Origin of the sequence: Enterobacter soli (assembly GCF_964208575.1) — a bacterium.
GTDB classification, from domain to species: Bacteria; Pseudomonadota; Gammaproteobacteria; order Enterobacterales; family Enterobacteriaceae; genus Enterobacter; species Enterobacter soli_A.
In genome coordinates, this window is sequence record NZ_CAXOFU010000020.1 from 56,983 (window position 1) to 70,053 (window position 13,071).

Sequence of the window (13,071 nt, forward strand, 5' to 3'; positions counted from 1 at the left end):
CGGTTACTGTTCTCTTTTTTCACAAGGAGGTTGCACATGCTAACAGTGCCTGGCTTGTGCTGGCTATGCCGAATGCCGCTCGCCCTGAGCGGATGGGGGATCTGTTCGGTGTGTACGCGGGCGCTGGTCACGCCCGCCGTCGGGTGTCCGCAGTGCGGTTTATCCGCCATCCACCGCGCGGTGCCCTGCGGGCGCTGCCTGCAAAAGCCGCCGCCGTGGAGTGCGCTGGTGGCGGTGGCGGACTATGTGCCCCCGCTCAGCGGGCTGGTGCATCAGCTTAAGTTTTCCCATCAGAGCGCCCTGGCCACTCCGCTAGCCCGCGCCCTGCTGCTGGCGGTGCTGCAGGCGCGCCGCACAAGCCAATTGCCCCGCGTCGACAGGCTGGTGAGCGTGCCGCTCTATCGGCGTCGCCACTGGCGGCGCGGCTATAATCAGAGCGATGTGCTGTGCAGCCCGCTTGCGCGCTGGCTCGGCTGTGATTATCAGGCCAGCGCCGTGACGCGCGTGCGGCCCACCGCCGTTCAGCATCGGCTCAGCGCGCGGCTGCGCAAAAAGAACCTAAAAAACGCCTTTCGTCTTGAATTGCCGGTGAAAGGCCTCCATATCGCCATCGTGGATGATGTCGTCACCACGGGCAGTACCGTTGCTGAACTTTCCCGACTGCTTTTGCGAAGCGGCGCCGCGTCGGTTCAGGTATGGTGTCTGTGCCGTACCTTGTAGCCCTTCTTCAATGGGCGTATGATTATACCCAGGTAATTTAGTCAACTATTAGGCCAAAGCTATGATCCGTATTTCCGATTCTGCACAAGCGCACTTTGCCAAACTGCTGGCAAATCAGGAAGAAGGGACGCAGATCCGCGTGTTTGTGATCAATCCAGGCACTCCGAATGCAGAATGTGGTGTCTCTTATTGTCCTCCGGACGCGGTGGAAGCAACCGACACTGCCCTTAAGTTTGAACAGCTCACCGCCTATGTTGATGAGCTGAGCGCACCGTATCTTGAAGATGCGGAAATCGATTTTGTGACGGACCAGCTCGGCTCACAGCTGACGCTGAAGGCGCCAAACGCCAAAATGCGTAAAGTGTCTGACGATGCGCCGCTGATGGAGCGCGTTGAGTATCTGCTCCAATCCCAGATCAACCCGCAGCTGGCCGGTCACGGCGGTCGCGTTTCCCTGATGGAAATCACCGAAGACGGTCTGGCTATTCTGCAGTTCGGCGGCGGCTGTAACGGCTGTTCCATGGTCGACGTGACCCTGAAAGAAGGGATCGAGAAGCAGCTGCTGAACGAATTCCCTGAGCTGAAAGGGGTTCGCGATCTGACCGAACACCAGCGCGGCGAGCACTCTTACTACTAAGTGCCCGTCTGCTTTTACAACAAAAGCAATGCGGTCTGGTGCCCTCACCCCGGCCCTCTCCCACAGGGAGAGGGAGAAAACGCTTTAAACGGTAACCCTCGGGTTACCGTTTTGCTTTTATTGCCCTCCTCCCCAGATGTTGACCTGTGTCTCATAATTCAAATTTTGCCATCCAGGGTGATTCTCAATCGCTCTATGTTACCCGTATCATTCTCATGGGCACTAAGCACACTCATAACAGCCGACTAAACTTAATCGTTTCTAAGGCATCAGTATTAGTGCCGTTATCGCTCTGTTCCCAGTTGGGACAACCGGAATTTGTCGTTGAAACAATGACGTTACCCATAACAATTCAAAGGCCAGGTAAATCATGCCATTAGTCATCGTCGCTATCGGTGTAGTCTTATTACTGCTCTTGATGATCCGTTTCAAAATGAACGGATTTATCGCTCTGGTTCTGGTGGCACTTGCAGTCGGTCTGATGCAAGGGATGCCGCTGGTAAAAGTTATCAGCTCCATTAAAGCAGGTGTTGGCGGCACGCTCGGCAGCCTGGCGCTGATCATGGGCTTCGGCGCTATGCTCGGCAAAATGCTGGCAGACTGCGGCGGTGCGCAGCGTATCGCGACCACGCTGATTGCCAAATTCGGCAAAAAGCACATCCAGTGGGCCGTGGTGTTAACCGGTTTTACCGTCGGTTTCGCGCTGTTCTATGAAGTGGGCTTCGTGCTGATGCTGCCGCTGGTATTCACCATCGCTGCTGCGGCAAACATCCCGCTGCTGTACGTCGGTGTGCCAATGGCTGCCGCGCTGTCCGTGACCCACGGCTTCCTGCCGCCGCACCCTGGCCCAACCGCTATCGCCACCATTTTCCACGCCGACATGGGTAAAACCCTGCTGTTCGGTACGATTCTGGCGATCCCAACCGTTATCCTGGCAGGCCCGGTATTTGCCCGCACGCTGAAAAGCATCGATAAGCCGATCCCGGAAGGCCTGTACAACGCGAAAACCTTCACCGAAGAAGAGATGCCGGGCTTTGGCGTCAGCGTCTGGACCTCTCTGGTGCCGGTGGTGCTGATGGCGATGCGCGCCGTTGCTGAGATGGTGCTGCCAAAAGGCCACGCGTTCCTCTCCGTTGCCGAATTCCTCGGCGACCCGGTGATGGCAACCCTGATTGCCGTGCTGATTGCGATGTTCACCTTCGGTCTGAACCGGGGTCGTTCAATGGATCAGATTAACGATACCCTGACCTCGTCCATCAAAATTATTGCCATGATGCTGTTGATCATCGGCGGCGGCGGCGCGTTCAAGCAGGTTCTGGTCGACAGCGGCGTGGATAAATACATCGCGTCCATGATGCACGAAACCAACCTGTCCCCAATCTTTATGGCGTGGTCTATCGCTGCGGTACTGCGTATCGCGCTGGGCTCTGCGACCGTGGCGGCGATCACCGCGGGCGGTATCGTTGCGCCGCTGATTGCGACCACCGGCGTCAGCCCTGAGCTGATGGTTATCGCGGTAGGTTCCGGCAGCGTGATTTTCTCTCACGTTAACGATCCGGGCTTCTGGCTGTTCAAGGAGTACTTCAACCTGACTATCGGTGAAACCATCAAGTCCTGGTCCATGCTGGAAACCATTATTTCCGTGTGCGGCCTGGTCGGGTGTCTGCTGCTGAATATGGCGCTCTGATGTAAAAAAGCCGGGTGGCGCTGACGCTTACCCGGCCTACATTCTATTCCCTCTCCCCCCGGGAGAGGGTTAGGGTGAGGGAAAATTACCGCTTCTTACCCACCGCCCTTCTACGCTTATCCAAATCCTTAATCAGCTTATTCACCTCAGCATCTGCGAACATCTTCTCAAGGGTGGTGGACAGCTTGCGGCGCCAGTTCTTGTACTGGTAGCTTGTGCCCGGAATGTTCACCGGGTCGGCCATATCCAGCCAGTCTTCCGGCTGCAGCCCCAGCAGCGCGCTGTTGCTGTCGGCGATATAGCGCTGCATCCCGCGGTTGAGCGTCGGGGTCATCGACATCAGCGACGCCTTGTGCCCGGCGCGTTTCGGCAGGCAGCCGTGCTTGTGCAGCGCGTCCAGCAGCCCCTGCTTGGACAGCTCGCGATCCTGATACAGCCCGCGCAACACCTCTTCGTCCGGATACAGGCCGAGGGTTTTGCCGAGGGTCAGGTCGCCGCTTTCCCAGTAGCCGCGCAGTACAGGAAGGTCATGCGTCGTCGCGACAGCCATTGATTGTTCCGGGTACGCCTGCGGCGCACGGAAGATCTTCTCGTGGTCGTTTTCAAAATAGAGCACTTTGTAAGAGTAAACGCCGCTGTCGCGCAGCTTGCTGACGATCTCAACCGGCACCGTCCCCAGATCTTCACCGATGACCATGCACTGATGGCGCTTGCTCTCCAGCGCCAGAATCGACAGCAGATCGTCCACCGGGTATTGCACGTAGGCACCGTGATCGGCCGTTTCGCCGTAGGGTATCCACCACAGGCGCAGCACCGACATCACGTGGTCGATACGCAGCGCGCCGCAGTTCTGCATGTTGGCGCGCAGCAGGTCGATGAACGGCTCGTAGGCGCGGGCGGCCATCACGTGCGGATCCATCGGCGGTAGCCCCCAGTTCTGACCGAGCGGGCCAAGAATATCCGGCGGCGCGCCCACGGAGGCTTTCAGGCAGTAAAGCTCGCGGTCGCACCAGGTCTCCGACCCGCCTTCCGCCACCCCAACGGCCAGATCGCGGTACAGGCCAATCGGCATGTTATAGCCCTGGCTCACCTGCCAGCAGGCGGCAAACTGGCTGTAGGCCAGCCACTGTAGCCACAGGTAGAACTCCACCTCGTCGGCATGTTCTTGACAGAAGGCCTTTACTTCCGGGCTATCGACGGACTGATAGGCTTCCGGCCATACCGGCCAGCCCCAGCGCATCTCGTCTTCTTTAACCTGCCAGGCATGCAGCGCGTCAAAGGCGGCCTGCCAGTAGAGGCTCTCCCCTTCCCGCAGCACAAACTCGCGGAAGGCCGTCATCTGCTCGTCGTCCCGCGTCGAGAAGCCTTTCCAGGCCAGACGCAGCCCGGCCATTTTCAGGGAGGTGACGGTGGAGTAATCCACCCAGTCGGCCTCGCGGGCGCGCCTGAGCATTTGCTGCGTGGTCGGCATCGCCCACCACGCCTGCGCCTCTTTGCTGTTTTTGAAATCGTCCAGCGCGGTAACGTCGATATAAATCACGTTCAGCCAGCGGCGTGAAGACGGGCTGTACGGGCTGGCGCTTTCCGGGTTCGCCGGATAGAGCGCGTGAATAGGGTTAAGGCCGATAAACGCGCCGCCGCGCTCGCCCACCTCGGCAAGCATCTTTTTCAGATCGCCGAAATCGCCGATGCCCCAGTTGTTGTCGGAGCGCAGCGTATAGAGCTGCACGCACGCGCCCCACAGCTTTTTGCCTTCGAGCAGCGCCTGCGGCTCGTAGCAGCGCTGCGGCGCCACGATCACCCGGCAGTGATAGCGCTTATCGTCCTGAGTCAGGGTTAAGGTGTGGTAGCCCTCCGGCAGCTTTGCCGGAAGGTTAACGGTTTTGCCAGCGGTGGCGTGGCCTTTGTGCTGATGCCCCTCTTCGGTGGTGAGCATCCAGGTAAACTCGCCGCGCCCCTCCACCGCCAGCGGCATCTTTTTGCCCGCGGTGAACAGTTTCACGTTCGGCACCGGGGCAGCCGACGCTTTCGCGTCGGACTTATGCATGGCATCCAGCAAACGTCTTTTGGTGTCAGCGCCAATTGACTGTGGTTTGCCGTGAGCATTGATGTAACTGAGGCTGATACCCGCCGCCTGCGCGGCACTGTCCAGACGTTTGCTATCCATTGCGCTTCCTTAGCGTTTTGCCTGCCAGATACGAGTCTGATAATCACGGATGGAACGGTCAGAGCTGAACATCCCGCAGCGGGCGGTGTTCAGAATGCACGCGCGGGTCCAGGCTTCCTGGTCACGGTACAGCACATCCACCTGCTTCTGCGCCTCAACGTAGGCGGTGAAGTCGGCCATCACCAGATACGGGTCGCCGCCCTGCTTGCCCAGGCTGTGCAGCATCTGGTCAAACGCGTGCTTGTCGCCGTCGCTGTATTTACCGCTCTCCAGCTCTTTGAGCACCGCATCGAGCACTTTGTCTTTCTTGCGCCATTTCAGCGGATCGTAGCCTTTCGCTTTGATGGCTTTGACCTGCTCAACGGTATTGCCGAAGATAAAGATGTTCTCTTCGCCCACCTTCTCGGCGATTTCGACGTTGGCCCCGTCCAGCGTCCCCACCGTCAGCGCGCCGTTCAGCGCCAGCTTCATGTTGCCGGTGCCGGAGGCTTCTTTACCCGCCGTGGAGATCTGCTCAGAGATGTCCGCCGCCGGGATCAGCATTTCCGCCGCAGAGACGCAGTAATCCGGCAGGAATACTACCTTCAGCTTGTCGCCCACCTGCGGATCGTTGTTGATGGCTTCCGCCACTTTGTTGATCGCCAGAATGATGTTCTTCGCCAGGTAGTAGCCCGGCGCCGCTTTCGCGCCAAACAGGAACACGCGCGGAACGCGGTCGGCCTGCGGGTTCTCGCGGATCTCTTTGTACAGCGCCAGAATGTGCAGCAGGTTCAGGTGCTGACGCTTGTACTCGTGCAGGCGTTTGATCTGGATGTCGAAAATGGCGTTCGGGTTGATCTCAATCCCGGTGCGCACCTTCACGAATTCCGCCAGGCGGGCTTTGTTCTCCAGCTTGATGGCGCGGTACTGCTCGCGGAACTTCGCGCTGTCGGCCTGTTTTTCCAGGTTGATCAGCTGATCCAGATCGTTAGCCCACTCTTTCTTCAGCGTTTTATCGAGCAGGTCGGCCAGCAGCGGGTTGCACTGCTTGATCCAGCGACGCGGCGTGATGCCGTTGGTCACGTTGTGGAACTTGGTCGGCCACAGCTGGTGGTATTCCGGGAACAGATCTTTCACCACCAGATCCGAGTGCAGCGCCGCCACGCCGTTCACCGCGAAGCCGCTCACCACGCACATGTTCGCCATGCGCACCTGTTTGTCGTGAACAACCGCCAGCTTCGCCCACACCGCGTCGTCGCCCGGCCAGGTTTTCTCCACCAACTTTTTAAAGTTGTCGTTGATCGTGTTGATGATCTGCATGTGGCGCGGCAGCAGCGTTTTCACCAGCTTCTCGTCCCAGCACTCCAGCGCTTCCGGCATCAGGGTGTGGTTGGTGTAGGCGAAGGTGCGGCTGGTAATCGCCCATGCGTCATCCCAGCTCAGCTGATGCTCGTCAATCAGCACGCGCAGCAGTTCAGGAATGGCAATCGTCGGGTGGGTGTCGTTCAGCTGAATCACTTCGAAGTCCGGCAGCTGCGCCAGCTTGCGGCCCGCCAGATGATGGCGGCGCAGAATATCCGCCACGGAGCAGGCGCACTGGAAGTACTGCTGCATCAGGCGCAGCTTTTTGCCTGCCAGATGGTTGTCGTTCGGGTAGAGCACTTTGGTCAGCTTTTCGGCGTCGATACCCTGCTGCTCGGCGCGCAGGAAATCGCCGTCGTTGAATTTGGTCAGGTTGAACGGATGCGCGTGCTTGGCCTGCCACAGGCGCAGCGGCTGCGCCACGCCGTTACGGTAGCCGAGAACCGGCAGATCCCAGGCTTCACCGGTGAGGGTGAACGCTGGCTCCCACAGCCCCTGCTTCGTCACTTTGCCACCAATCCCCACCTGCACGTCGAGCTGCGCGTTGTGGCGGAACCACGGATAGGTGTTGCGGTGCCAGTCGTCCGGCGCCTCCATCTGATGGCCGTCGGCAAAGGACTGGCGGAACAGGCCGTACTGATAGTTCAGGCCATAGCCAATCGCCGACTGCCCGACGGTCGCCATGGAGTCCAGGAAACAGGCCGCCAGACGCCCCAGCCCGCCGTTGCCCAGCGCCGGATCGATCTCTTCTTCCAGCAGGTCGGTCAGGTTGATGTCATGCTCTTTCAGCACATCGCCCACCTCCTGATACCAGCCCAGGTTCAGCAGGTTGTTGCCGGTCAGACGGCCAATCAGGAATTCCATCGAAATGTAGTTTACGTGACGCTGGCCCTTCGCAGGCTTTGCCACAGGTTGAGCATCCAGCTGCTCGGCGAGCGCACCGCTCACGGCCTGCCACCACTGGTGAGGCGTCATCTCGTTTGCAGCATGTAAACCAAAACGCTGCCACTGACGCGTCAGGGCAGCCTGAAATTGAACTTTGTTGAAGGTAGGCTGTGACATAGGGAATCGGCATCCTGTAGAGAGAAAAAGAGATTTGCGTTAGTGTGCCTGGCTCATTTCTCCTCTTCCTCCTCCTGCCGGGGATTAGACAGGGAGGAGTAGCGGGGATGAGCGTAAAAGTGTGATCGAGGCCACTAAGTGAGCATAGCTGGAGTGTGCAGGGTTACCGGAAAGATAACCCGGAAGAGTGTCAAAAAAATGAAATGCGGTTTCGCGGGAAATTACTCCGCGCGGAAATGATTACTTACGTTGAATAATATTTTTGGAAATCAGGTTAGTCTCAGAACACTATTTAAGTGGGTCAACTTTACCGAAAGTTTATTAACTTTGAAGTCACAATAACTCACTGAAACCAGTTTCAGTTTAAGCGCACTAAATGCATACAATCCAGCATCCACGCGGCATGAACGCCATTTGAGAAAGTTCCAGCGACGATAAGAATGTTTTGTGACAGAGTGCAAATTCAGAGGCACAAAACCCAGACATAACTTGCAATAGTTCCCTTTCTGGCCGACCTTATATCTATTAATTACGAAGCGCAAAAAAAATAAATTCTCTCGTTCCCCACAGTGAAGTGAAAACTATGTTGATTCCGTCCAAATTAAGTCGCCCGGTTCGTCTTGACCACACGGTGGTTCGCGAGCGTCTGCTGGCTAAACTTTCCGGCGCGCATAATTTCCGACTGGCGCTGGTTACGAGCCCTGCAGGTTATGGAAAAACAACGCTCATTTCGCAATGGGCGGCAGGTAAAAGCGATCTGGGCTGGTACTCCCTTGACGAGGGCGATAACCAGCAGGAGCGTTTTGCCAGCTATTTGATTGCCGCTATTCAGCAGGCGACTAACGGGCATTGCGTCACCAGCGAGGTGATGGTGCAAAAGCGCCAGTATGCGAGCCTGTCCTCTCTTTTCTCACAGCTCTTTATTGAACTCGCCGAATGGCATCGCCCGCTGTACGTGGTGATTGATGATTACCATCTGATTACCAACCCGGTGATTCACGAGTCGATGCGCTTTTTCCTGCGCCACCAGCCCGAAAACCTCACGCTGGTGGTGCTGTCGCGCAACCTGCCGCAGCTCGGCATTGCTAACCTGCGCGTGCGCGATCAGCTTCTGGAAGTGGGCAGCCAGCAGCTCGCCTTTACCCATCAGGAAGCCAAGCAGTTCTTCGACTGCCGCCTGACGTCGCCTATTGAAGCCTCCGAAAGCAGCCGCCTGTGCGACGACGTTGCCGGTTGGGCGACCGCGCTGCAGCTCATTGCGTTATCCGCTCGCCAGAACAACAGCCCGGCGCACCAGTCGGCGCGTCGTTTGTCCGGCATTAACGCCAGCCATCTTTCCGATTACCTGGTGGATGAAGTGCTGGACAGCGTCGATCTCTCCACCCGCCATTTCCTGCTGAAAAGCTCTCTGCTGCGCTCCATGAATGACGCGCTGATTGTCCGCGTCACCGGCACCGAGAACGGCCAGCTGCAGCTTGAAGAGATTGAGCGTCAGGGTCTGTTCCTGACGCGTATGGACGATAACGGCGAGTGGTTTAGCTATCATCCGCTGTTCGGCAGTTTCCTGCGCCAGCGCTGCCAGTGGGAGCTGGCCGTCGAGCTGCCGGAGATCCACCGCGCCGCGGCGGAAAGCTGGATGGCGCAAGGCTTCCCGAGCGAGGCCATTCACCACGCCCTCGCGGCGGGCGACGCCAGTATGCTGCGCGATATTCTGCTTAACCACGCGTGGGGATTGTTCAACCATAGCGAGCTGACCCTGCTGGAAGAGTCCTTAAAGGCGCTGCCGTGGGAAAGCCTGCTGGAAAACCCGCGTCTGGTGCTGCTACAGGCCTGGCTAATGCAGAGCCAGCACCGCTACAGCGAAGTGAACACCCTGCTGGCGCGCGCCGAGCAGGAGATGGAAAGCGAAATGGATCCGACCCTGCACGGCGAGTTTAACGCGCTGCGTGCTCAGGTGGCGATCAACGACGGCGACCCGGACGAGGCCGAACGGCTGGCGATGGTGGCGCTCGACGAACTGCCGCTGGCGAATTTCTACAGCCGCATTGTGGCGACGTCGGTACACGGCGAGGTGCTGCACTGTAAAGGCGATCTCACCCGCTCGCTGGCGTTAATGCAGCAAACGGAACAGATGGCGCGCCGTCACGACGTCTGGCATTACGCCCTGTGGAGCCTGATCCAGCAAAGCGAAATCCTGTTTGCGCAGGGCTTCCTCCAGGCGGCCTGGGAAAACCAGGAGAAGGCCTTCCAGCTTATCCGCGATCAGCATCTGGAACAGCTGCCGATGCACGAGTTCCTGCTGCGCATTCGCGCCCAGCTGATGTGGGCCTGGTCGCGTCTGGATGAGGCAGAAAGTTCTGCGCGTCACGGCCTCGACGTGCTGTCCGGCTTCCAGCCGCAGCAGCAGCTTCAGTGTCTGGCGCTGCTGGTGCAGTGTTCGCTGGCGCGCGGCGATCTGGACAACGCCCGCAACCATCTCAACCGTCTGGAAAACCTGCTCGGTAACGGTCAGTACCACAGCGACTGGGTATCCAACGCCGATAAGGTTCGCGTCATTTACTGGCAGATGACCGGCGACAAGAAATCTGCCGCCAACTGGCTGCGCCACACGCCGAAGCCGGAATTCGCCAACAACCACTTCCTGCAAAGCCAGTGGCGCAACATCGCCCGCGTGCAGATCCTGCTCGGCGAGTTTGAGCCCGCGGAGATTGTGCTGGAAGAGTTAAACGAGAACGCGCGCAGCCTGCGGCTGATGAGCGATCTGAACCGCAACCTGCTGCTGTTGAACCAGCTTTACTGGCAGGCGGGGCGTAAAAACGATGCCCAGCGCGTGCTGCTGGAAGCGCTGCAGCTGGCGAACCGCACCGGGTTTATTAGCCACTTTGTGATTGAAGGTGAAGTGATGGCGCAGCAGCTGCGCCAGCTGATTCAGCTCAACACGCTGCCGGAGCTGGATCAGCATCGGGCCCAGCGCATTCTGCGGGAAATTAACCAGCACCACCGGCACAAGTTTGCCCACTTTGACGAGAATTTTGTCGAACGCCTGCTGAACCACCCGGAAGTGCCGGAACTTATCCGCACCAGCCCGCTCACCCAGCGTGAATGGCAGGTGCTGGGGCTGATCTATTCCGGTTACAGCAATGAGCAGATTGCGGGCGAGCTGGCGGTGGCGGCGACCACCATCAAAACGCACATTCGTAATTTGTATCAGAAACTCGGCGTGGCGCACCGTCAGGATGCGGTGCAGCACGCGCAGCAGCTGTTGAAGATGATGGGGTATGGGGTTTAAATCCTCTGCGGCCTGATGCCCTCACCCCGGCCCTCTCCCACGGGGAGAGGGAGAACGGCCTTTAGCACAGCTCTAGCTGCACCTTATTATCCTGGATCACCTGCATCACCCCCGCTGGCGGCATTACGTCGGTGTACACCGCATTCACCATGCTGATGCTACCCATGTTCACCATCGCGTTACGGCCAAACTTGGAGTGATCCACAACCAGCATCACGTGGCGCGAGTTCTCGATAATCGCGCGCTTGGTGCGCACCTCGTGGTAGTCAAACTCCAGCAGCGAGCCGTCGCTGTCGATGCCGCTGATCCCCAGGATGCCGAAGTCGAGGCGGAACTGAGAGATAAAATCGAGGGTCGCCTCACCGATAATCCCGCCGTCGCGGCTGCGCAGCTCGCCGCCCGCGAGGATGATGCGGAAATCATCCTTCTGCATCAGCGTGTTGGCAACGTTGAGGTTGTTGGTCACCACGCGAAGGTTTTCATGCTCCAGCAGCGCATGGGCCACCGCTTCCGGGGTGGTGCCGATATCGATAAACAGCGTTGCGCCGTTCGGGATCTGGCTTGCCACTTTACGGGCGATGCGCTCTTTTTCCGCCGTTTGCGTCGCTTTACGGTCGTGCCAGGAGGTGTTCACGGAGCTGGACGGCAGCGCCGCGCCGCCGTGGTGGCGCAAAATACGGTTCTGATCCGCGAGGTCGTTCAGGTCACGACGAATGGTTTGCGGGCTGACGGCAAACTGCTCCACCAGCTCCTCGGTACTGACGTATCCCTGCTTTTTTACCAGTTCGATAATGGCGTCATGACGCTGTGTTTGTTTCATGAAATATCCCTGGGAATTATGTTCGTTTTCGCGCATGGAGCGTGTCGGCAAAGGCCATTGCCAGCCCAACCGCCAGCCCGGTGACGTGCGCGCCGTTGGCGATGGACATACCAAACAGATCAAACCATCCGGCAATTAGCCATATTAATGCAAAGGTGATTAAACCGCGTTGCAGATAGATGCCGCTTTGCGGATCGCGCTCGCCCCTGAGCCAGACATATCCCATCAGGGCATAGACCACGCCGGACAGCCCGCCAAACCACGGGCCGCTGAACTTGTGCTGCACATAGCCGCTCAGCAGGGCGCTGATAATCGTGATGACCACCAGCTTCCCGGTGCCAAGCCGCTTCTCCACCGCGCCGCCGAGATACCACCACCACAGCAGGTTAAAGAGGATATGCATCACTGAGAAGTGCATCAGCGCGTGGGTGAAGTAGCGCCAGACGTCGAACTGCAGCGAGGGATCGTAAGGCCAGGCAAGCGCAATCATCACGCTCTGATCGCCCACCACGTTCATGATGATGAAGACGATAATACAGGCCGCCATCAGAAGCAGGGTAAATGGCCCCGCGCGCTCGCGGATGGTGGCAAGGAAAGGGAAACGGCTGTAGCGCAGCCCGCTGCCGGTATGCCCCGACTGCCAACTTGCGGCCAGATAGCGCGGATCGCCGGGATTTTCGAGAAAGCGCGCCAGCTCAGCGTTGACCCGATCGGCCTGGCTTTCGTCTGCCAGCCAGACATCGGTTTGCGTATGTTGCTGAATGGTCAGGATAACGCCCTGCGTCGCCATATAGTCGACAAACGCCTGGGCAACGCGCGGATTGGTAAAAGAGGTAATCATCAACATGGGCGGCGGTCGCTTATTTCCACACAAAAGGGGACAGTATAGAGCGAATGGTTTTAGCCGCCAAACGCGTGCTCAACTTCCGCCGGGAAATGACGATGCCAGGCGTCGAAGCCGCCGTCAACGCTGTAAACCGCATCGTAGCCCTGCTGGAGCAGGTACTGCGCGGCACCTTTGCTGCTGTTGCCGTGGTAGCACATCACCATCACCGGCGTGTCGAAGTCGTTATCGCGCATAAACGCGCCCAGCGTGTCGTTGGTCAGATGAAACGCGCCCGGCGTATGGCCCATCGCAAAACTCTGCGGATCGCGGATATCCACCAGCACCGCCGTTCCTTTGTGCATCTTCTGGTGGGCTTCTTCTACGTTAATACATTCAAAGTGTTCCATGGTGTTCTCATCTTAAATTCAGGTGTGGTGCGTTTTTCCCCTCACCCTACCCTCTCCCAGAGGGAGAGGGAAACAGATCCCCCTCTCCCCGTGGGAGAGGGCTGGGGTGAGGGCA

The 13,071-nt window shown here is 58.4% G+C and carries 9 protein-coding genes; 4 read left to right on the forward strand and 5 right to left on the reverse strand.

The genetic code is table 11. From position 1 onward, the window contains the following. Positions 1 to 36: 36 nt before the first annotated feature. From gntX to gntT, 3 genes are all read left to right on the forward strand, one after another. The gene (gene gntX, locus AB6V08_RS18380; protein WP_368544246.1) at positions 37 to 720 is read left to right on the forward strand and encodes a DNA utilization protein GntX; all 684 of its coding nucleotides are present in this window, start codon (positions 37 to 39) and stop codon (positions 718 to 720) included. Positions 721 to 781: 61 nt separating this feature from the next. Further along, positions 782 to 1,357, forward strand: coding sequence for a Fe-S biogenesis protein NfuA (nfuA, locus tag AB6V08_RS18385; protein ID WP_003861601.1), 576 nt, complete (start codon positions 782 to 784; stop codon positions 1,355 to 1,357). A gap of 370 nt (positions 1,358 to 1,727) precedes the next feature. Next, entirely contained in the window at positions 1,728 to 3,044 is a 1,317-nt protein-coding gene (gene gntT, locus AB6V08_RS18390; protein WP_368544247.1) for a gluconate transporter, read from the forward strand. Between the two features lie 85 nt (positions 3,045 to 3,129). Here gntT and malQ read toward each other — a convergent pair whose 3' ends face one another. After that, positions 3,130 to 5,211, reverse strand: coding sequence for a 4-alpha-glucanotransferase (gene malQ / locus AB6V08_RS18395; protein WP_368544248.1), 2,082 nt, complete (start codon positions 5,209 to 5,211; stop codon positions 3,130 to 3,132). A gap of 9 nt (positions 5,212 to 5,220) precedes the next feature. After that, the gene (gene malP, locus AB6V08_RS18400; protein WP_368544249.1) at positions 5,221 to 7,614 is read right to left on the reverse strand and encodes a maltodextrin phosphorylase; all 2,394 of its coding nucleotides are present in this window, start codon (positions 7,612 to 7,614) and stop codon (positions 5,221 to 5,223) included. 583 nt (positions 7,615 to 8,197) lie between these two features. On the opposite strand from malP, the gene malT reads away from it, so the two are divergent. After that, positions 8,198 to 10,903, forward strand: a complete 2,706-nt coding sequence (gene malT / locus AB6V08_RS18405) for an HTH-type transcriptional regulator MalT (RefSeq protein WP_368544250.1) — start codon at positions 8,198 to 8,200, stop codon at positions 10,901 to 10,903. A 61-nt stretch (positions 10,904 to 10,964) separates the two neighbouring features. On the opposite strand, the gene AB6V08_RS18410 is transcribed toward malT, so the two are convergent. The 3 genes from AB6V08_RS18410 to glpE are packed head-to-tail and all read right to left on the reverse strand — an operon-like array spanning position 10,965 to position 12,956. Next, positions 10,965 to 11,723: a DeoR/GlpR family transcriptional regulator gene (locus AB6V08_RS18410; protein ID WP_368544251.1), complete on the reverse strand. Its 759-nt coding sequence runs from the start codon at positions 11,721 to 11,723 to the stop codon at positions 10,965 to 10,967. Between the two features lie 16 nt (positions 11,724 to 11,739). Then, positions 11,740 to 12,570, reverse strand: a complete 831-nt coding sequence (gene glpG, locus AB6V08_RS18415; RefSeq protein ID WP_368544252.1) for a rhomboid family intramembrane serine protease GlpG — start codon at positions 12,568 to 12,570, stop codon at positions 11,740 to 11,742. A gap of 53 nt (positions 12,571 to 12,623) precedes the next feature. Then, entirely contained in the window at positions 12,624 to 12,956 is a 333-nt protein-coding gene (gene glpE / locus AB6V08_RS18420; RefSeq protein WP_368544253.1) for a thiosulfate sulfurtransferase GlpE, read from the reverse strand. Positions 12,957 to 13,071 lie beyond the last annotated feature (115 nt).

What these genes read in the sequence shown, in the direction of transcription:
- gntX (WP_368544246.1), top strand. Translation starts at nt 37, where the DNA reads ATGCTAACAGTGCCTGGCTTGTGCTGGCTATGCCGAATGCCGCTCGCC.
- nfuA (WP_003861601.1), top strand. Translation starts at nt 782, where the DNA reads ATGATCCGTATTTCCGATTCTGCACAAGCGCACTTTGCCAAACTGCTG.
- gntT (WP_368544247.1), top strand. Translation starts at nt 1,728, where the DNA reads ATGCCATTAGTCATCGTCGCTATCGGTGTAGTCTTATTACTGCTCTTG.
- malQ (WP_368544248.1), bottom strand. Translation starts at nt 5,211, where the DNA reads ATGGATAGCAAACGTCTGGACAGTGCCGCGCAGGCGGCGGGTATCAGC.
- malP (WP_368544249.1), bottom strand. Translation starts at nt 7,614, where the DNA reads ATGTCACAGCCTACCTTCAACAAAGTTCAATTTCAGGCTGCCCTGACG.
- malT (WP_368544250.1), top strand. Translation starts at nt 8,198, where the DNA reads ATGTTGATTCCGTCCAAATTAAGTCGCCCGGTTCGTCTTGACCACACG.
- AB6V08_RS18410 (WP_368544251.1), bottom strand. Translation starts at nt 11,723, where the DNA reads ATGAAACAAACACAGCGTCATGACGCCATTATCGAACTGGTAAAAAAG.
- glpG (WP_368544252.1), bottom strand. Translation starts at nt 12,570, where the DNA reads ATGTTGATGATTACCTCTTTTACCAATCCGCGCGTTGCCCAGGCGTTT.
- glpE (WP_368544253.1), bottom strand. Translation starts at nt 12,956, where the DNA reads ATGGAACACTTTGAATGTATTAACGTAGAAGAAGCCCACCAGAAGATG.